The sequence below is a fragment of the Oceanisphaera sp. genome, assembly GCF_052084945.1.
Taxonomy (GTDB): Bacteria; Pseudomonadota; Gammaproteobacteria; order Enterobacterales; family Aeromonadaceae; genus Oceanimonas.
In genome coordinates, this window is sequence record NZ_JBQDEX010000009.1 from 16,729 (window position 1) to 35,518 (window position 18,790).

14 protein-coding genes are annotated in these 18,790 nt (G+C 48.2%); 11 read left to right on the forward strand and 3 right to left on the reverse strand.

What is annotated here, in order from left to right:
• Window positions 1-110: 110 nt before the first annotated feature.
• Entirely contained in the window at window positions 111-437 is a 327-nt protein-coding gene (locus tag ACTHY5_RS01780; RefSeq protein WP_441875541.1) for a c-type cytochrome, read from the reverse strand.
• Window positions 438-776: 339 nt separating this feature from the next.
• On the opposite strand from ACTHY5_RS01780, the gene clrA reads away from it, so the two are divergent.
• The 6 genes from clrA to ACTHY5_RS01810 all read left to right on the forward strand — a co-directional run bounded on the left by clrA (window position 777) and on the right by ACTHY5_RS01810 (window position 9,438).
• Window positions 777-3,548 (forward strand): chlorate reductase subunit alpha, encoded by a 2,772-nt coding sequence (gene clrA, locus ACTHY5_RS01785; protein ID WP_441875582.1) that lies wholly within the window; start codon window positions 777-779, stop codon window positions 3,546-3,548.
• 12 nt (window positions 3,549-3,560) lie between these two features.
• Window positions 3,561-4,541 (forward strand): chlorate reductase subunit beta, encoded by a 981-nt coding sequence (gene clrB, locus ACTHY5_RS01790; RefSeq protein WP_441875543.1) that lies wholly within the window; start codon window positions 3,561-3,563, stop codon window positions 4,539-4,541.
• 13 nt (window positions 4,542-4,554) lie between these two features.
• A complete protein-coding gene (locus tag ACTHY5_RS01795) occupies window positions 4,555-5,301 on the forward strand; it encodes a molecular chaperone TorD family protein (protein WP_441875546.1) in 747 nt (248 codons plus the stop codon).
• An 84-nt stretch (window positions 5,302-5,385) separates the two neighbouring features.
• Window positions 5,386-6,396, forward strand: a complete 1,011-nt coding sequence (locus ACTHY5_RS01800) for an ethylbenzene dehydrogenase-related protein (protein WP_441875549.1) — start codon at window positions 5,386-5,388, stop codon at window positions 6,394-6,396.
• A gap of 9 nt (window positions 6,397-6,405) precedes the next feature.
• On the forward strand, window positions 6,406-7,479 hold the full coding sequence (locus ACTHY5_RS01805) for a P-loop NTPase (RefSeq protein ID WP_441875552.1): 1,074 nt from the start codon (window positions 6,406-6,408) through the stop codon (window positions 7,477-7,479).
• Window positions 7,480-7,578: 99 nt separating this feature from the next.
• On the forward strand, window positions 7,579-9,438 hold the full coding sequence (locus ACTHY5_RS01810; RefSeq protein WP_441875555.1) for a WD40/YVTN/BNR-like repeat-containing protein: 1,860 nt from the start codon (window positions 7,579-7,581) through the stop codon (window positions 9,436-9,438).
• A gap of 88 nt (window positions 9,439-9,526) precedes the next feature.
• Here ACTHY5_RS01810 and ACTHY5_RS01815 read toward each other — a convergent pair whose 3' ends face one another.
• Window positions 9,527-10,150 (reverse strand): Crp/Fnr family transcriptional regulator, encoded by a 624-nt coding sequence (locus tag ACTHY5_RS01815; protein ID WP_441875558.1) that lies wholly within the window; start codon window positions 10,148-10,150, stop codon window positions 9,527-9,529.
• A gap of 149 nt (window positions 10,151-10,299) precedes the next feature.
• On the opposite strand from ACTHY5_RS01815, the gene ACTHY5_RS01820 reads away from it, so the two are divergent.
• Window positions 10,300-10,488 carry a YgaP family membrane protein gene (locus ACTHY5_RS01820; RefSeq protein WP_441875561.1) on the forward strand — a complete coding sequence of 63 codons (189 nt, stop codon included), beginning with the start codon at window positions 10,300-10,302 and terminating at the stop codon, window positions 10,486-10,488.
• An 83-nt stretch (window positions 10,489-10,571) separates the two neighbouring features.
• Here the strand turns inward: ACTHY5_RS01820 and ACTHY5_RS01825 are convergent, their stop codons facing one another.
• On the reverse strand, window positions 10,572-12,452 hold the full coding sequence (locus ACTHY5_RS01825) for a methyl-accepting chemotaxis protein (RefSeq protein ID WP_441875564.1): 1,881 nt from the start codon (window positions 12,450-12,452) through the stop codon (window positions 10,572-10,574).
• Between the two features lie 262 nt (window positions 12,453-12,714).
• On the opposite strand from ACTHY5_RS01825, the gene prfB reads away from it, so the two are divergent.
• The 4 genes from prfB to ACTHY5_RS01845 all read left to right on the forward strand — a co-directional run bounded on the left by prfB (window position 12,715) and on the right by ACTHY5_RS01845 (window position 18,510).
• Window positions 12,715-13,813 (forward strand): peptide chain release factor 2 gene (gene prfB, locus ACTHY5_RS01830; RefSeq protein ID WP_441875567.1). Its coding sequence is split into 2 segments (ribosomal slippage): window positions 12,715-12,789 and window positions 12,791-13,813, totalling 1,098 coding nucleotides; the frame shifts between segments, so codons are not numbered across the junction.
• A gap of 23 nt (window positions 13,814-13,836) precedes the next feature.
• Window positions 13,837-15,324, forward strand: a complete 1,488-nt coding sequence (lysS, locus tag ACTHY5_RS01835) for a lysine--tRNA ligase (RefSeq protein WP_441875570.1) — start codon at window positions 13,837-13,839, stop codon at window positions 15,322-15,324.
• A 469-nt stretch (window positions 15,325-15,793) separates the two neighbouring features.
• Window positions 15,794-17,320 (forward strand): FMN-binding glutamate synthase family protein, encoded by a 1,527-nt coding sequence (locus tag ACTHY5_RS01840; RefSeq protein WP_441875573.1) that lies wholly within the window; start codon window positions 15,794-15,796, stop codon window positions 17,318-17,320.
• A 563-nt stretch (window positions 17,321-17,883) separates the two neighbouring features.
• On the forward strand, window positions 17,884-18,510 hold the full coding sequence (locus tag ACTHY5_RS01845; RefSeq protein WP_441875576.1) for a TIGR04219 family outer membrane beta-barrel protein: 627 nt from the start codon (window positions 17,884-17,886) through the stop codon (window positions 18,508-18,510).
• Window positions 18,511-18,790: the final 280 nt, after the last annotated feature.

Here is an 18,790-nt window from a genome sequence, read left to right on the forward strand (position 1 = left end):
CGTATAACGTTAAAGATGACATCTGTCTTGGTTTACGTAAAGCGTTTAACGTACCGCGTACAGCCTAGTTTTTAACGTTCAGCCTTATCTTTAACGTACCGCTTTGGCTGTTACTGCTGGCTGTAATAAGCGGCAATATCTGCGATATCTTGATCACTTAGGTTGGCCGCTTGTGGGGTCATCATAGCGGTCATGCCGCCGGTACGCTCACCTGCCCGATACGCTTTAAGTGCGTTTTCAAGATAACCTGCCCACTGACCGGCTAAATGTGGATACATAGCCACGGCCGATTTACCGTTAGCCCCATGACAGGCTGCACAAACCGCGATTTTTTGTGCGCCCGCCTCAGCATCCCCCGCTGCGTGAGCAACCCCCGATGTTACTGTTACAGCCAATAGTGCCGCCATTACCCAGCCTTTTTTACTTTGCATCAACATAGCGCTTTCCTTCATGTGGCAGTGCGTTAATAAATCACATTTTAAAAATGAGTAATAGCTTAGAGTTTCTATTTTCACAACATTAGTTTACCCCATGCAATCCTCTGTTGATCTCAGTCAACTAAAGAGCAGATAAATGCCTTATTCACAATAGGCTTCTCGCGACATGACTATTTAGCTGCTAGTTTAATAATAACTAATAAAGAGAGTAATGGCTGATGTTTTGTTGATACGCCCGTGTAAACTCGGTGCTAAAACAGCATATAACATGGCCATTACTTGCAGGTCGGCTGGGATATGCCCAATGAGTCGGTGGCGCTTGTCTATGGGGAAGACATCATGGGAATGTGGAAACTAAAACGTCGAGATTTTCTAAAAGGCTTAGGGTTAACCGGTGCCAGTGTTGTGCTTAGCGGTAATGCGTGGGGACTTAATCGCCTAGAACCTATCGGCGATACTTTGGCTACTGAATATCCTTATCGAGGTTGGGAAGATTTATACCGCAATGAGTGGGCGTGGGACTCAGTGGGGCATGCGGCGCACTGCATTAACTGCATGGGTAACTGCGCTTGGAACGTATATGTGAAAGATGGCATTGTTATTCGTGAAGAACAAATTGCTAAATATCCGCAAATTCGCCATGACATTCCCGATGCCAATCCCCGTGGCTGTCAAAAAGGCGCCATTCACTCTACTTCTATGTATGAAGCCGACCGCTTGCGTTATCCGCTAAAGCGCGCCGGTGAGCGGGGCGAGGGTAAGTGGCAGCGTATTTCGTGGGATCAAGCTACCGAAGAAATTGCCGATAAAATTATCGATATCTTCGAAAAATACGGCCCCGGCAAGCTAAAAACTCACCAAGGCTCAGGCAACCAGTCTATGGTTCGCCAAGCAGGCCCGGCACGCTTTGCCGCCTTGGTCGGGGGCATTCAGCTTGATGGCTTTACCGTAGTGGGCGACTTATTAACCGGCGCCCATTTAGCCTATGGTAACCCGCTAGAAAGCTTTACCTCAGATGCCTGGTTTGATGCCGACTATATAATGCTGGGCATGATCAACCCTAACGCCACCCGTATTCCCGATGCCCACTATATTTGGGAAGCCAAATACAATGGTGCACGCATTACCAGTACCGCCCCCGATTATAACCCCAGTGCTATCCACACTGACTTATGGATGCCGATTCACCAAGGCTCTGATCCTTTCTTAGCCATGTCATTTGTTAACGTGATCATTGAAGAAGGCTTGTTTAAGCCGGAATTTATGAAAGAGCAAACCGATTTACCCATGTTGGTGCGCGTTGATAACGGCAAGTTATTACGCGAAGCAGACTTGGTAGCAGGTGGCTCCGATGAAGTGTTTTATCACTGGGATCTTAATACTAGCCAAGCGGTGAAAGCCAAGGGTTCGATGGGCGATAGCGATAAAACCTTAACACTCGGCGCCGTAGACCCCGCCATTGAAGGTGCCTTTACCGTAGAGGGCATCGAAGTCACCACGGTATTTGAACAAGTAAAAAAAGAGGCGGCTAAATATACCCCCGAAGCCTCACAAAAAGACACCAATGTACACCCCGATATTGTTCGTCAAGAAGCGCGATTGCTGGCTAAAGCTAAAAAAGCCATCATTATGTTGGGTTACATTACCTCCAGTTATTCCAACTGTCTCTATACCTGTTGGGGCTATGCGCTAACCTTGGCATTAACTGGCCATGGCGGTCGCACTGGCGGGTTAGATACCTCTTGGGTGGTATGGAATCACCCTCGTTGGAGCGAGCTGGCAGGCTTTGAAGGTAAAAAATCGGCGCGTTTAGAGGCCGGTGGTTTAGGCGAGTTTTTACGCGGCGGCATGATGGAAGGCGCGCGCAATCATTTTGATAATGCCAAGCTAAAAGAGCGAGTGGGCTTCGATCTTGATGAGATGGAAGACATGATGAATGAGTCCCTGGATAAGGGCTGGATGCCTTATCACGGTGAAATTAAAGGCATGATTTCTATTGCCGATAATACTTTCCGTCGTAACAAGATGTCGGAAAAGTATCGAGAAGAACATTTGCGTCAAGCCAGTGAATTATACGCCAATATTAACGTGCGCATGGACTCCACCGCCGAGTGGGCCGACTATGTGTTGCCCGCCGCCAGCCACTATGAAGCTTGGGATATTCGTACCCAGGGTTACCACCGTTTTGCTAATATCTTTACCCGCCCTGTAGAGCCGGTGGGTGAGTCTAAGCCCGACTGGGAAATTATGGCGCTGCTCACCCAAAAAATTCAAGAGCGTGCCATCGCCCGTGGCATTGGCGCCATTCAAGATAGTGACGTGACTCGTGATTTGCATACTATTCATGATGATTTTACCCGTAACGGTACCCTAAACACCGATTATGATGTGCTTAAACACATAGTTGAAGACTCGCCCGAGTTTGGTGGTGTGACCCTTGATGAAGCCGCCAAAAAAGGCTTTATCGTGATGAATGAGCATGCGGGACTGAACCAGCCGCTTAAAGCCGATGAAGGTTATAACCCCTTTACCGCGCAAACTGACGGTAAAAAACCCTATGAAACCCTAACCGGACGTATCACCTTTTATTGTGATCATCCTTGGTTTGATAAATTGGACTCAAAAGTGCCAACGGCACGGCTGCATGCCGGCCCTAAGGCGTCTAACTATCCCTTAAAATTCTATTCTCCTCATGCCCGTTGGGGGATTCACTCCAACTGGCGTAGTAATAAGTATTTACTGCGCTTACAGCGTGGTGAGCCTAATATTTATATCAATCCCAAATTGGCGGCAGATAAAGGCATTAAGGATGGGGACACAGTACGGCTATTTAACGCCAACGGTGACTTTTTTGCTCAGGCGAAGTTTTATCCCAGCATTCCTGCTGACTCCATCATGATGGAGCACGGTTGGGAGCCCCATCAGTATATTAAACGCAGAAATATGAATATGTCTCATGCGGTGTTCTTACAACCACTCGAACTGGTGGGTAACTGGGGGCATTTGAAATTTATATATGCAAAATGGAATGCTAACCAGCATATCCATGAGAGCAGCTACGACATAGAGCTGGCTAAGCCTGAAGACATCAACGACCCAAGAGCCGTGTAAGAGGTAAGTATTATGACCGTAAAACGCCAACTCAGCATGGTGCTGGACTTAAATAAATGCATCGGCTGCCAAACCTGTACCGCCGCCTGTAAGTTGATGTGGACTAACCGCAATGGCCGTGAATTTATGTATTGGAATAACGTGGAAACCCAGCCAGGTCTGGGTTATCCAAGAGATTACCAAAACATGGGCGGCGGCTTTGATAAAGACGGTGCGCTGCGTTTAGGCAAGCAGCCTAGCCAAGAAGACTACGGTATTCCATGGGAATATAACTACGAAGAAGCGTTAATGACTGGCACCGATCCTTGGCTGCGTCCTCATGTAAAACCAACCTGGGGTGCCAACTGGGACGAAGATGAGGGCGAAGGTGATTACCCCAATAGCTATTATTTTTACTTACCGCGTTTATGTAACCACTGTGCTAATCCGGCCTGTTTAGCGGCCTGCTCGCGCAACGCCATTTATAAACGCCAAGAAGACGGTATTGTATTGGTCGACCAAGAACGCTGTCGCGGTTACCGTTACTGCGTGAACGCCTGTCCGTATAAGAAAATTTATTTTAATGAGCAGATCTCAAAATCTGAGAAGTGTATTTTTTGCTATCCGCGTATCGAAAAAGGTCTGCCAACGGCTTGTGCCCAACAATGTGTCGGCCGTATTCGTTGGATTGGTTATCGCGATGATGAAGCAGGCCCAATCCACTTATTGGTCGAAAAGTATAAAGTGGCACTGCCATTACATGCCGAGTGGGGCACCCAGCCCAATGTGTTTTATATTCCGCCTACCTCACCGCCTAAGTTTGGACCTAATGGTGAGCAACTCGACGAGCCGCGCATTCCGTTGTCCTATTTAGAAAGCTTATTTGGCCCTAGAGTCGAAGAAGTGCTGGCTACGCTTGCCGCGGCGCGCCAAGACAAAGCCGACGGCAAAGAAAGCGAGCTGATGGACACCTTAATCGGCTTTAAACACGCCGAAATGTTTAAGCTGAGCTAACAGGAGCCTTGTTATGAAAATTGCCGGAACTGAGGTTCACCAGCAGCGACATCAGCATCAAATTGCGCGGGCGCAAGCGCGTGAGGCTATTTATCGGCTAGCGGCGGTGGCACTGGCCTACCCCCTAACAGAAACCTTTCAAGCGCTAACTGAGGGGCGACTACAAGCGGCATTGGATGAAGCTTGGCAAGCCTTAGGCGGCGCCCCTTGGCCAGTGTTTGAACACAGCGCAAGCCTCGAACAATTAGAAATGGGCTACATGGCCATCTTTATGCACGGTAAGCGCGGTAAACCTAGAGTTCCGCTGGTCGCCAGTGCTTATTCTAGCCTGATTGCAGGGCTAACACCGGGCGCTTTTATGCTCAATGTGCAGGCTTTTTATAGCCACTTTGGCGTGGCGGCGGCCATTGAAGATGAAGGCCATAAAGATGAGCCGGATCATGTCGTTGCTATGTTGGAATTTTGTGCGCTCTTGTGTCACTTCGAAGGGCTGGCCTTAACCAGTAGCAAGGAACCGTCGGCTTATCGTCGAGCACAGCGAGACTTTTTAAGCCGCTATTTGGTGCCTTTGCTGCAAACCATTCGCGCTCATTACGCTCAAGAGAGCCGTTATGGATTGGATGAAAACTTAGCTCATTTGGTAGAGGAACTACCGGCATGGGCGGTGGCGCAGTTATTGGACTTAGAAGCTGAGGTGGGCGCTTGCCCTAAACCCAGTAGTGAGCGCGGCGCACCCGCCAGTCAGGCAATGTGGGACTGAGTGAGCAGTTTGAACACTGTGAGTTAATGCCGACCACTTTTTACCTACTACAAGAAATTAATGAAGTGTTTCTAGGAGCTTGCTATGAAAGAGCCCGTACCAACAAACTCTGCTAACGATCGTAAAACCTCGCCGCTGCTTAAAGTGGCATTATTACTGGTGGTGGCGGCGATGATTGCTGGCATCAGCGTAAAAATGATGAATGATGAAAGTCATGAACAAGCGAGTGTAAAACAAGCGGCCGTTGAGAGCAGTGAACAAGCGAACCTTGACGCGGCTAAAAAGCCTGTGGCAGATGGCGCTACTGAGCAAGACACTGCGATTACAGAAGACGCTGTAGTTGCGACGACAAAGAGCCCTGATGTAATAGAAGCAGAGCCCGATGAATTAAATCCCAATATCACGCAAATAAAACCCGGTGATGTGGTTAAGGCCACAAAAATCCCCGGCACCATTTATTTACGCAGTCAAAATGATCCCGACGATCTCATTTGGGATAGAGTGCCCATGTACAGCACTTACTTACAGGTGGCGCCTCCGGTGCATCAATCTGCTAAATTACGCTTTGAAGACGGCGCTACTCGTGGCAAACACCTGTATTTTCAGGTCGCTCGCTCCGATAAGCGCATGTATGTGCGGCTGCGTTGGAAAGATGCAAGCCAAGATACGGGGACCACAGTCGATGACTTTCGTGATGGGGTGGCGGTGCAATTTGCCCTTAAAGGTGTTGAGACCTCCTATATGATGGGCAGCGGGACCGATCACCCGGTGAATATTTGGTATTGGCGCGCCGATCATCATCCAGTAGAAAACCTGGCTGCCGGCGGCTATGGCAGCACCACTATCTTGGACGAGCAAACCGTAACCGGTGACGCAGCCTACATCAAACAAAAACAAGATAAAGACAATGCTTGGCACGTGGTTATGTCTCGACCGTTAACCACTCAAGGCGAGTTTGATGTTAACTTTGAGCGCAAAACCGTGCCCATGGCCTTTGCTCTGTGGCAGGGCAGTGATGAAGAACGCGACGGCAATAAGCGCGTGACTCACACCTGGATAAACTTAGAGCCAGGCCTAGTCGCTACCAAAAAATAAGGAATAATGATGACGGTTGCACATTTTGATCCCCATAGCTTGGCACCTACCGACTGTGGCCGTGGCCACGCTTGTCAGTTTTGCCCTGAAGAACCGCAGTGTAGCCGCGATAAGGGCCGTCATGAAAAAGAGCTCATTGAATCGCGCTTAGAGCAAATTGGCCAAATTATTATGGTGATGGCCAATAAAGGTGGCGTAGGTAAGAGTACGGTATCCGCCAACGTAGCCGCCGGACTGGCGGCTCAAGGCTATCGAGTTGGGGTGGCCGATGCGGATATTCACGGGCCAAATCAGAGTCGTTTCTTTGGCTTTGTCGGCCAGAGAGTGCGCCTAGGCAATCAGGGCTTGCCACCTCACGCCTTTGAATATCTGAGCATTGAGTATCCGGTGCGAGTTGGCTCATTGGCCTTTATGATGGAAAAAGACGACACCCCTATTGTGTGGCGCGACTCTTATAAACACGACTTTATGCACCACCTGATCGGTTCCTTTGATTGGGGCCCGCTGGACTTTTTGATTATCGATATGCCACCGGGTACCGGTAATGAGCTGATCACCTTGGCCGATATGCTAGAGGGGCAAGATGTGGCGGCACTGCTTACCACTACCCCTCAAGAAATCGCCCTAATGGACAGCCTAAAGGCGGTGCGTTTTTGCCAAGAGCGGCAATTGCCGTTAATTGGGGTGGTGGAAAATATGGCGGGCGTCACCTGCCCCCATTGTGACACCGAGTTTCATGTCTTCCCTCGTGCTCACTTAGCCGCGGCACTGGCCGAAGTGGAAGTGGCCTCTATTGCGCAAATTCCCTTATCGCTGACGCTGTCTAGTGGCTCAGATACCGGCGTGCCTGTGGTGTTATCTATGCCCGAAGGGCCGGAAGCCCGTGCCTTTGCGCCGGCTATTGCAGCAGTATTAGATCATGCTAAGGCGACGTTTGTTGAAGCCGCCGCCCAGTCTTTGCAGGGCTTTAGCCAAGCAGGCCTTGAAAACCCTGAGCTGGAGCAGGCCTTGAGTAATGTACCTGATGAACAGCGAGAGGCGTTGCGTGCGCAGTTGGCCTCGTTAATGGGCGCTCGCCATTAGCGGCTCCATCGCTTAGCCCCAAGCGCTAAACCTGATTTGTCTTAGCCGACTGATTTTGGCTTTGATTTTTAGAACCAATTTTATAAGTGAGATTACACTATGAGCCAAGCCCCAGCCTCTGATCGTCGTCGTTTTTTCAGCCAACTGCTGGGTACCGATAAGCAGGCTCCTCAGCGTGCACCTTGGCATCGAGTACCAGAGGTGGGCGCCGGTGATGGCGATGTACTGTGGTCTGGCTGCTATATCGAGGGTGAATTATTTGTGGTGGGGGACGAGGGCATGGTGCTGCACTTTTCTCCTAATACGGATGGCTCAACTAGCTGTACTTGGCAGCAAATGTCGGTGCCGGGTAATTTGCCTTTGCACGGTATTTGGGGCACCTCTGCTAACAACTTATATGCGGTGGGGTGGATGGGCAGCTTGCTGCATTACGACGGCGAGCAATGGCAACAACTGCGCGGTGCTAAAATAGACGAACGCAGCGGGCGTTTTGCGGCCGTTGCCGAAAACACCCCATTATTTGCCATTGACGGTAATGCCCAAGGGCATGCTTGGGCGGTGGGCGATGAAGGCGTGATCTTGCACTTCAATGGCCAAGAGTGGCAAACAGAAACCAGCCCCACCCGTATTAACCTCAGAGCCGTAGGCTGTGCTGGTGATCTTGTGTATGCGGCGGGCGGTGAGGGCACGGTACTACTGCGCGATAACAGTGGCCAGTGGACGCAGCTTGATTGTCCACTTAGTTCTGGCTTTACCACTTTACTGGTGCAAGATGATGGCAGTTTACTGCTTGGTGGCGGTCGTTACTTTGTTGATGCTGGCGGCTTTCGTGGCGAGCTGGTGCACTATAAAGCTGGCAAGTTTAAGGCGCTCAGTTTTGAGCAAGCCATGCCGCGACTGCGCGCCCTAAAAAGCTACAAAGAAGGGGTGTTATTGGTTGGCGATCAAGGCCACTTATATTACTTACGAGGCGAGCGCCTCGATAAGCTAGAAAGCAATTGCCACCATGACTTAATGGACATTATCCCGCTGCCCACCGGTGAAGCGCTGGTGGTCGGGGACTTTGGTACAATAATGACAGCTGCCGCCGACTTTACTAAAGCGCTGGCGCCACCACCGCAAGCCGCCGAAATGAGTCGCTGGCAGCAAATGAGCGTACCCAGTAAGCACCAATTATGGGGCATTATCGAAGGTGTGAATGGCAATCTTTATGCCTGTGGCGAAGCAGGCAGTGTGTGGCAGCTGATGCCCGGCAGTGATACTTGGCAAGCTCTACCTGCCCCTAGCGATTTGGCAGTGCATTGCCTGTGGGACAGCGGCCAAGGCTTATTTGCCGGGGGTCAGTTAGGGCGCATTTATCGCTTTGGCGGCAGCGAGTGGACGCTGCATTATGAGCTGCACTTAGACGTGACTATTTTAGGGCTATGGGGTACTGGGCCCGATTGTATTTATGCGGTGGGCGATGAAGGTTTAATTCTGCACTTTGATGGTTTGGGTTGGCAACGTATGGCCAGCGGCACGCAGTCGGCGCTATATAGTTTATGGGGTTTAGCGCAAGACCGTTTGTTGGCCCCTGGTGATTTTGGCTTAATGCTGCGCTACAACGGCACTGAGTGGACCGAGTTTAATGTGGGCACCGAAAGTTTCTTATACAGCGTGTGGGGCGACAGCTTAACCAATATTTATGCCGTAGGCTTATCCGGTACTCTAGCGCATTTCAATGGTCAGCGCTGGCAACAAATGGCTACTCGCTTGCGTGAAGATTTGCTAAGCATAGATGGCTCCTCTGCTGCCGGCGCGTTTGCGGTAGGGACGCGTGGCTGTGTGTTACGTTTAGAAAATGGCCAATGGTTAACAGAACCTAGCGGCTGTGATGTCGGCTTACGCGCTGTGTGCGCCACCCAAAGTGGTGCCGTATATGCGGTGGGCGATCGGGGGACTATTTTACGTCGAGACTAAAAATGCGCTACGTCTTACGCTTTACGCTGTCAGTTAAAATCAGAGAATGATGATATTTAGCTTACGGCGTATTGCGCATCACCTTTGTTTAGCTGAGTTTTATCTCTATACACTCAATTTTTCCTCGGCCTAATTTGACCTTGCCTTGGCGCTCAAGCTCTTTTAAGAGCCGACTCACCACTTCGCGTGCGGTGCCAAGCTCGACAGCCAACTCTTGATGCGTAATAACCATAGTTCCTAAGTGGTGGTGGTGTGTCAGCCATTCTTCTAAGCGCTGATCCATACGTCGAAAGGCCACTTCTTCTACTAGCATCATAAGCTCATCTAAGCGTTTTCCGTAACTGGTTAATACCCGATAGCGAAACTCACTCGATGCCTCCATCATGCGATTAAATAAGCCGCGAGGTACTAAAATCGCCTGGGCTTCTTGCTCAACAATGGCTTCTGCTCTATAGCCAGTACCACTAATTAAGCAACCAATAGACAAGGTGCACATGTCATTTTCAGCCATACGATACAAGACGATGCCATTACCCGATGCGCCTATCATTTGTACTTTAATGGAGCCTGATAACACCACAGGTAAGCCCGGGCATTGATCTCCTGCGCCAAATACCCTTTGCTCGGTGGCCAAAGTCATCACCTGACACTGCTGCTTGGCCTGCGCTAATAAGTCGGGCGATAACGAATCAAAAATAGCGTGGGTCAACATGATTTAATCAATTCCCTATCTGATGGATCGCTGACAGCTGATCGCTTTGTGTTCCTTATGTGACTTTATCACTGAGTGGTGATTAAGAAAGACGTAAAGTACGGATAAGCTAAATATTAGCACCCACTGTACTTAATAGGAGCGCACCAATGAAAGTTAACATGGGAAGTATTGATCGAGCAGTACGCATTATTGTTGGCTTAGCACTGATTGCCATCGTGTTTGTTGGCCCACAAACCCCTTGGGGATGGTTAGGTGTGATCCCACTGGCCACCGCCTTAATGGGAAATTGCCCCGCCTACTCCATTTTTGGTATTAAAACCTGTAAAACCAAATAATAAATAGCAATTAAGCACAAAATAGGGAGCCATATTGGCTCCCTATTTTTATTTACGTATGTGGATATATAAAAGATTAAACATTAAAGAATAAAGGTACTCACTAGTCCGTTGAGCTCTGCTGCCTGCTTGCTTAGGTCTTTAGATTGCGCAAGCGACTGTCCGGCATCATCGGCTAGATCATCAGCTACATCTTTAATGGTAGTGGTGTTTTGTGTTATTTCACCGGTGACCTGACTTTGTTCTTCGGCAGCGGTGGCAATTTGGCTGGCCATATCTGAAATTAGACTCACGGCCGTGGTGATTTCAGTAAGGGCGGTTGCGGCGGCCTCTGCATCATCCACACTTAACTCAGCCAAGTTACGACTGGTGCCCATCAGCTCCACCGCTTCGCTAGTGGCCTGTTGCAGGGTCGTAATTGTGACTTGTATTTCTTCTGTTGAAGCATGAGTGCGCTGCGATAACACCCGAACCTCATCGGCTACCACGGCAAAGCCTCGGCCTTGCTCTCCTGCACGCGCCGCTTCAATAGCCGCGTTCAGTGCCAATAAGTTAGTTTGCTCGGCAATGCCTTGAATGGTGGATAACACCCCTGAAATGTCTCGGGCATGGGTGTCGAGTCGCTCCATAACCGCAGAGGTATTTACCATTTCTTCTGACAGCGACAAAATAGAGTCACGAGTCTTGTTTACCTGCTGCTTACCATGAGCGGTACTGGTGCTTGACTGCTGCGCTGCGGTGGCGGTTTGCTCAGCATTATTCGCTATTTCTTGGGTCGCGGATGACATTTCAGTGACGGCAGTAGCGACCATAGTCACTTCTTGTTGCTGACGGGCTAGCTCAGATACGGTTTGGTTAGCACGCACTGTGGCTTGTTCGGCATTGGTGCCTAATTGCACCGCTTGATGGCGAATTTGGCCAATTAGTTCAGCTTGGCTGGCGACAAAGCGATTAAAGTTAGCGGCTAATATACCGACTTCATCTTGGCTTTGAATCTCAATTCGACGAGTCAAATCACCTTTACCATCAGCAATTTGTGCAAGTGCCCGAGAGACGCGAAGCAGTGGTGCTAACAGCCATTGCAGTAGCCAGCTAATGAAAAGAGTGGCAACAATGACAACCAGCGCAGCAATACCCAGTTGTTGCATTAACATGGGAGTGAGTGGCGCTTCTAGTGCATTTTTATCAAGGATCATGAGTAATTGCCAGTCGGTACCAGGTACCGCTTGGCTATACACCAGTTTATTTTGACCGTTTAATTGTGCTTGATGCAAATGTTCGCTTTGTGTCCATTGTGCTTGATTAGAGACGGTAATGTCGTCATCGATGCGTTCGGCAGGTTGCAAGATCATTGATGCATCATTATAGGCAATAACAGTGCCGTCTTTGCTTAGCATCATGGCATAGCCTTGAGCTGGTAACTCAATGGCATTCACATCATCAATGAGTGTTTTTATCGCGACGTCACCACCGATCACACCGCTAAATTGGCCATTAATATTGACGGGGGCAGCCAAAGAAACCACAGTGCCTAATCCTGCAGCATCTTCATAAGGTGCTGTAATAATAGCTCCATTTTTTGCCGTAGCCTCTTTGTACCAGGGTCGGCTACGGGGATCATAACCGGTGCGATCAATACTTGGGTCACTGTCGTGCATCACACCATCTTTAGTCCCAAAGTAGCTAACAGTAAAATTCCCTGCGGTATAGGCTTGCTGCAAGGAAGGTAAGGGGGCTTTATCAAATTGTTGCCCTGCAGCCGCTAACATACGTTGACGTACATCAAACCAGCGCCTGACTTTTTCACCTTCGCGCTCGCTTAATTCAGCAACAAGAGTGGTGCTGTCTTCATATAGCTGCGCCTTTAAGTTATAAAAGCTGATGGCACTGATCGCGGCCACAGTAATGGTAATCGCGATAATAAAGCTCAGCAGTATTTTATGCTTTAGTGTGAGTTTGTTCATTGTACTGTCTCTGGCTGGGGGGTATTTTTGATAAGTATAGAGGCTTAGTTAATTTTTCATAGAGAGGAGCTCTACCATATCGAGTAAATGCGTATTAATTATTGCTCGTATTTACTGTTTCTAGTGGTGTGGCTCAGTCTAAATGAGGAACTCACGAAATATGCAGGCAGGCTGCTGTGTTTGTGTGTGGTTTTCGGTAGAATCTAGCCAGATGTTGGCAGATAGCCAAATACACTCAGTACAATAGAGAGTCATGTGACCCATGTTTGAAGTAAACCCTGTGAATAATAAACTTAAGGAGCTGTCTGAACGGGCTGAGCTTCTTAGGGGGTACCTTTGACTATGACGCAAAAAAAGAGCGTCTAGAAGAGGTAAACGCCGAGCTAGAACAGCCGGATGTCTGGAATGAGCCCGAGCGTGCCCAAGCACTGGGTAAAGAAAGGTCCTCACTTGAAACCATCGTAAATACCTTAGCCGGTCTAGATCAAAGTGTGCAAGATATTAGCGAGCTGGTTGAGTTGGCGGTTGAGGAAAACGATCAAGAAACCTTTGATGAAGCGCAAGCGGATGCAGAGACTCTTGATAAACAGCTGGTTGAACTGGAGTTTCGCCGTATGTTTTCTGGCGAGCAAGATACTGCCGATTGCTATATGGACTTACAGTCAGGTTCGGGCGGTACCGAGGCCCAAGACTGGTGCAATATGGTATTGCGTATGTATTTGCGCTGGGGTGAAGCGAGCGGTTTTAAAACCGAAATTATTGAGCTCTCTGACGGTGATGTAGCAGGCGTTAAGTCGGCGACCATTAAATTTAGCGGTGAATATGCTTTTGGTTGGTTACGTACCGAATCGGGCGTACACCGCTTAGTGCGTAAATCGCCGTTTGACTCAGGTGGCCGTCGCCATACCTCGTTTTGTTCGGCTTTTGTTTACCCCGAAATTGACGACAATATTCAAATAGATATCGACCCTTCTGATATTCGCACCGACACCTATCGTGCCTCGGGTGCGGGTGGGCAGCACGTTAACCGCACCGACTCAGCGGTACGCTTAACCCACGAGCCCACAGGTATTGTGGTGCAGTGTCAAAACGACCGATCACAGCATAAAAACCGTGATCAAGCGATGAAGCAGCTAAAAGCTAAGCTGTATGAATATGAGCTGCAAAAACAAAATGTAGAAAAGCAGGCCATGGAAGATAGCAAGTCTGACATTGGCTGGGGCAGTCAGATCCGCTCTTATGTGCTCGATGACTCGCGCATTAAAGATTTACGTACTGGGGTAGAAACCAGCAATACCCAAGCGGTACTCGATGGTGATCTAGATAAGTTTATTGAGGCCAGCCTCAAGTCTGGAATTTAAATCAGTTTTTATAAAGGCAAATCATGACAGAGCAAGTACAAGACGAAAACAAGCTGATCGCCGAGCGCCGTGCCAAGCTTGATCATATTCGTAAAGCGTGTCCGGCGAACGGACACCCTAATAATTTTCAGCGCCAACATTTAAGTGCCGATCTGCAAGCCGAATTTGGCGAGCTAGATAAAGAAGCACTTGTTGAGTTAGGCAAAGAGGTGTCGGTAGCTGGGCGTATTATGGCTAAGCGCGGTCCTTTTTTAGCGCTGCAAGACATGAGCGGCCGCATTCAAGCGTATGCCACTAAAGATGCGCAAAAAATCATTAAAGAGCAGTACACCGGGCTAGATATCGGCGATATTGTGGGCGTGACAGGCGTATTGAATAAATCCGGTAAAGGGGATTTATATGTCAGCATGGATAAATTTCAACTGCTCACCAAAGCGCTGCGTCCATTACCTGAAAAATTTCATGGCTTATCAGATCAAGAAACACGCTATCGTCAGCGCTATCTAGATTTAATTACCAATGAAAGCTCGCGCCATACCTTTCAGGTGCGTTCTCAAGTGGTTGCTGCCATTCGCCAGTTTATGAATGTAAACGGCTTTATGGAAGTAGAAACGCCCATGATGCAGGTGATCCCAGGTGGTGCCACGGCACGGCCGTTTATCACCCATCATAATGCGCTCGATATGGACATGTATCTGCGTATTGCCCCTGAGCTGTACTTAAAACGCTTGGTAGTAGGTGGCTTCGAGAAAGTCTTTGAAATTAACCGTAACTTTCGTAACGAAGGCTTATCACCGCGCCATAACCCTGAATTTACCATGATGGAGTTCTACTGGGCTTATGCCAACTATCAAGATCTGATGGATTTTACCGAGAATATGCTGCGCACTGTAACCACCCAAGTGTTGGGTAGCTCAGTGGTGCAATACGGTGAAGAAAGCTTCGACTTTGGCCAGCCCTTTGCCCGTTTGAGCATGAAAAACTCAATTTTAGAGTTTAATCCTGAAGTAACAGCAGAGCAGCTGACAAGTTTGGCAGCTGCGACTGCGGTTGCTGAAGGTTTAAAAATATCAGTAGAAAAAAGCTGGGGCTTAGGTCGTGTGATCACCGAGATCTTTGAAGAAACCGTTGAACACCGTCTGATCCAACCGACATTCATCACTGAGTACCCAGCCGAAGTATCACCGCTGGCGCGCCGCGATGATAAAGATCCTAGCATTACCGAGCGCTTCGAGTTCTTTATTGGTGGCCGTGAAATTGCTAATGGTTTTGCTGAGCTTAATGATGCCGAAGATCAAGAGCAGCGCTTTAAAGATCAGGTAGATCAAAAGGAAGCCGGCGATGATGAGGCCATGTTCTTTGACGAAGACTACATTACCGCCCTTGAACACGGCTTGCCGCCAACCGCCGGCCAAGGCATTGGTATTGACCGCTTAGTAATGTTGCTAACCGACTCGCATACTATTCGCGATGTGATCTTGTTCCCTACTTTACGCCCTAGCGCAAAGTAGCTTTAAAAATAGATAACCATTAAAGAATACCAATCACATTAAATATTCGTTTTATTAACATGCAGTATAAAAGAGGAAATAGAGTCACTTCCTTATCGGCACTCACGCCATCCATGGCGCTCGGAAGTCATGTGTTGAAGCCTGAGGGGGCGAGCTTGCCGTGATGAATGTCATTAGCCGGTAGCGTGTCGGTGGAGTGGCCCCTGTGTTTGGCTTTTACAGACGGTACAAACTGACTACTTATTTAGTACGGTTGGTATAAAAAGGCGCTAGGAACTTAACCTAGCGCCTTTTTTAATATCGATTGCATTGTTTTATATCCTCTTTCAGACATATTTATGTCTATCAATCGGAACAAAAACAGAGTTTATCTTATTATTACTCGGTTTTTAATTCATCATTGGCCTTAATGTTAACTTCAAGCTAGCATATATGGATTTCTTACTAATAAGATGGATAGATAGCCCCCATGAGCGAAAGTTGGACACAAGCGGCAGTTGTTTTTATTGTGGTTGTTGGCACTGTATTACTATTAACCCTGATTGGTTTATCTGTAACGGGTATAAAAATGTACCGCGAAGATAAGCGGCAGTCTGCACATAGTATTCGCCGAAATTATCCTATTATTGGCCGATTTCGTTACATGTTTGAGCATTTAGGGGAGTTTTTCCGTCAATATTTTTTTGCCATGGATCGAGAAGAAATGCCCTTTAACCGTGCGCAACGCTCTTGGGTATATCGAGCTGCTAAAAATGTAAATAACACTGTGGCATTTGGCTCAACACGAGATATATCCAAACCTGGTACCTATTACTTCTTAAACTGCCCTTTTCCAACACTAGAAAAAGATGCAGCCCAAACCCAACCTATGCGTATTGGGACTCATTGCCGCACGCCTTACGATGCACCTTCATTTTTTAATATTTCCGCCATGAGTTTTGGCGCCCTGTCTAAACCGGCAGTACAAGCCTTGAGCGAAGGCGCAGCTAAAGCTGGTTGCTGGCTCAATACGGGAGAAGGGGGGTTATCTAAATACCATCTTGCGGGGGGTGGGGATATTGTGTTTCAGATTGGCACCGCCAAATACGGGGTGCGTGATGAGCTTGGTAACTTGGATGATGAAAAACTCAAGGCGTTGGCAGATCTTGAGCAGGTAAAAATGTTTGAAATTAAGCTTTCTCAGGGCGCAAAGCCAGGTAAAGGAGGGATTTTACCGGCGGAAAAAGTAACGGCTGAAATTGCACAAATTCGCGGTATCCCAGAAGGTGTTGCCTCTATTAGCCCTAATCGTCACCCTGATATTGGCTGTATTGATAGCTTACTTGATTTTGTTGCTCATGTGCGCGAAGTCACCGGTAAACCGGTGGGCTTTAAATTGGTGTTAGGCACCACCAACTGGCTCAAAGAGTTTTGTGAGCGTGTAAATGCTAGAGGGGCTGACTCTGCCCCAGACTTTATTACATTAGACAGCTCAGACGGTGGCACTGGTGCGGCTCCTATGCCGTTAATGGACAGTGTCGGTTTACCATTACGAGACAGCTTACCCTTGTTAGTGAACCAGCTTATTCGCCATGAACTTAGAGATAGGGTGCGCGTGATTGCCTCAGGTAAGCTTATTAACCCAACAGAGGTGGCGGCTGCAATTTGTATGGGTGCAGACTTTGTTACGTCAGCGCGCGGCTTCTTATTTGGCTTGGGCTGCATTCAAGCCCTGCAGTGTAATAAAAATACCTGTCCTACCGGTATTACGACGCACAACCCACGTTTGCAGCAAGGGTTGGTTCCTGATGTTAAAGCTACGCGTATTGCTCATTATCATAAAAATTTAGTACATGAAATTGAAAGTATTGCGCATTCTTGTGGTGTGGCTGAACCCAGGTTGCTTAACCGTGAACATGCCGCCGTGGTCGTTGACGGTGGTGCAGTGGCGCTTAATTTACTTTATCCTGAAACCTCGCGCCGCTTAAAGCCCGAGATTATGGAAAAGGGCAATTAGTTAGCTTGCTGACGGGTGAATAGGGATTAGGATAGAATAGTAAGGCGTGTGGTTAATATCCACACGCCTTTTTTGTATTGATATAAAAACACAAGCTTATACCAAGTGGTATAATACCAAACACGCTAAATAATCGATCTATTTAAATGCAGTATAAAGAGGAAACAGAGTCACCTCCCTCGACACGCCATCAACCCATCCATGGGGGCTCAGGAAATGCCGTCCATGGCATTTCATGGTCGTGGGAGCTGATCTCTGTTCCCTCCTTTGAGGTATTAAGCTGTCAGCTAGCCCTAATCACAGGCGGCTCTACAATCGAGAGTCGGATAAAGGGATCGACTCCACCGACCATCACATGATAGGGCCATTAAGTGCTCCATGCTATATCGGCACTCACGCTATCCATGGCGCTCGGAAGTCATGAACCCAAAATGGGTGTTCACTTAGTGCTCAAAACATCAGTAAGCGTGGTGTGTTGCTGGCTTTTATGGTGCAATCTTGTGGTTTTCTCATCTAGCAAGGTCGCTCTACTTGGCAGCCTGCTCTTAATAAGGTGTTATCTGTTGAATAAATCTACTGTTATATTGTGTTCTTTAGCCATGGCGGCTTTTTCTGGTTCAGCCTATGCGGACGCACTAGGAGCTAAAGTTGGGATTGATTATTTTTACTCCGAACTTGATGTAAACGGTGTGACGTTAAATGACAACCAGGATAACTACCGTGCGTATGCAGCTTTTGAGCACTTTATACCGCTAATACCTAATGGACTGCTGGAGTATTTGACGCATGGCAGTGACGCCACAGGTTTTGAGCAGCTATCGGCGACGGGATATTATCAGTTGTTAGATAATAACTTGGTGTCACTGGATCTTGGGGCCGGTATTAGCCGCTATTCTAAGTTTACCGCTGTAACAGGATTGGATAGTGAAAATACGGCTCATGCGTATGTGGCATCAGAACTTGCTTTGCCATTAAATTTTTCTTTATTTGCTGATGGCAAACTGTTTGGCTTACAAGATGTATCCGGTGAAGAGATAGCTTTAGGCCTGCGTTGGTCTACAGATATGGCTATTGATTTAGGTGTACGTTTTGGTTATTCAGTATCTGATCTCACTTTTGATGATGTTGCTGGGCGTGATATTGATGTTAAATCTAAAGGGTGGCTGTTAGGGGTAGATGCGCGTTTTTAAGTAATGCTGCTGTGCTATGACAACTTACAGTCGGGTAATAAAGAGACAGCCTAATATGGCTCATACTGATACCAATCTGGAAAACTCGCTGATCTATTTAGCTTCACAGTACAGGCCGAGCAAAGGGCCTCCTCCACCGACACGCTACGGGATAATGACATTCATCGTATCAACCTACTGCGAACATTCACTGGATGTTCGTTAGGCGAATACGATTCATCACGGCGAGACAGGCTCGCCCCCTCTGGCTTCAACACATGACTTGCGAGCGCCATGGATG

Bases quoted from the DNA above. Each gene is read 5' to 3' on its own strand.
- ACTHY5_RS01825 (WP_441875564.1), bottom strand. From the start codon at position 12,452: ATGAACAAACTCACACTAAAGCATAAAATACTGCTGAGCTTTATTATC.
- ACTHY5_RS01815 (WP_441875558.1), bottom strand. From the start codon at position 10,150: ATGTTGACCCACGCTATTTTTGATTCGTTATCGCCCGACTTATTAGCG.
- ACTHY5_RS01780 (WP_441875541.1), bottom strand. From the start codon at position 437: ATGTTGATGCAAAGTAAAAAAGGCTGGGTAATGGCGGCACTATTGGCT.
- ACTHY5_RS01795 (WP_441875546.1), top strand. From the start codon at position 4,555: ATGAAAATTGCCGGAACTGAGGTTCACCAGCAGCGACATCAGCATCAA.
- clrB (WP_441875543.1), top strand. From the start codon at position 3,561: ATGACCGTAAAACGCCAACTCAGCATGGTGCTGGACTTAAATAAATGC.
- ACTHY5_RS01810 (WP_441875555.1), top strand. From the start codon at position 7,579: ATGAGCCAAGCCCCAGCCTCTGATCGTCGTCGTTTTTTCAGCCAACTG.
- ACTHY5_RS01800 (WP_441875549.1), top strand. From the start codon at position 5,386: ATGAAAGAGCCCGTACCAACAAACTCTGCTAACGATCGTAAAACCTCG.
- ACTHY5_RS01805 (WP_441875552.1), top strand. From the start codon at position 6,406: ATGACGGTTGCACATTTTGATCCCCATAGCTTGGCACCTACCGACTGT.
- clrA (WP_441875582.1), top strand. From the start codon at position 777: ATGGGAATGTGGAAACTAAAACGTCGAGATTTTCTAAAAGGCTTAGGG.
- ACTHY5_RS01820 (WP_441875561.1), top strand. From the start codon at position 10,300: ATGAAAGTTAACATGGGAAGTATTGATCGAGCAGTACGCATTATTGTT.
- ACTHY5_RS01840 (WP_441875573.1), top strand. From the start codon at position 15,794: ATGAGCGAAAGTTGGACACAAGCGGCAGTTGTTTTTATTGTGGTTGTT.
- lysS (WP_441875570.1), top strand. From the start codon at position 13,837: ATGACAGAGCAAGTACAAGACGAAAACAAGCTGATCGCCGAGCGCCGT.